This window comes from Calidithermus terrae (assembly GCF_003574345.1).
Taxonomy (GTDB): domain Bacteria; phylum Deinococcota; class Deinococci; order Deinococcales; family Thermaceae; genus Calidithermus; species Calidithermus chliarophilus.
This window is the reverse complement of record NZ_QXDL01000460.1, coordinates 1-721: the sequence shown is the minus strand read 5'-3', so window position 1 is coordinate 721 and position 721 is coordinate 1. Positions and strand designations below refer to the sequence as shown.

General features: G+C 64.2%; 1 protein-coding gene. It reads right to left on the bottom strand.

Translation table 11 applies throughout. The features are described 5' to 3' along the window. Positions 1-40: 40 nt before the first annotated feature. On the bottom strand, positions 41-721 hold a 681-nt coding region (locus Mterra_RS21575), incomplete at its 5' end, for an RNA-guided endonuclease InsQ/TnpB family protein (protein WP_147373075.1).

The following is a 721-nucleotide window of genomic DNA, read 5'->3' as shown; positions in this document are numbered from 1 at the left end:
GTGACGACTCCCCGTTCTGAAGAACGGGGCTTCGCGGTTCTCACGGGACGGCCCACGCCGTACCCATCCCCGCAGGCTCCGTCCGAGCCCATCTGCGGTCGGGTGCACGCCCCGACCTGGCCAGGATGTTGGTGGCAGCGGCCACGTCCCGGTGCTGGTGGGCGCCGCACTGGGGACAGGTGTACTCCCGCACCCAGAGAGGGCGTTTTTCTCTGTAGCCGCACACCGGGCAGTCCTGGCTGGTATGCTTGGGGTCTACCCCCACGACCCGCCTACCAGCCTCCTCCGCTTTGTAGGCGAGGATTGCAAGAAACTGCCCCCAGCCCGCGTCCAGCACCCCCTTGGCGAGCCGGGTGCGGGCCAGGCCGATGACGTTCAGGTCTTCGTGGACAATCGTGCCATATTTGTTGACAAGCCTCCTTGCTATTTTGTGGTGGAAGTCTTTGCGTTGGTTGGCGATTTTGCGGTGCAGCTTGGCCACCCGCCGTCTGGCCTGACGGCGGCGGTTGCTACCCCGCTTCTTCCTGGACAGGCTGCGCTGGGCGCTGGCAAGTTTGGCCTGGGCCTTCTGGAAGTATCGGGGGGCTTCGACCATCTCCCCCTCCGAGGTGACCAGGAAGTGGGGGTTCGTCCCCAAGTCAATCCCAATAGCCTCTTGGGTCTGAGGCAGGGGTACAGCCTCGACCTCGCAACTGAACACCACATACCAATGCTCTCCCTC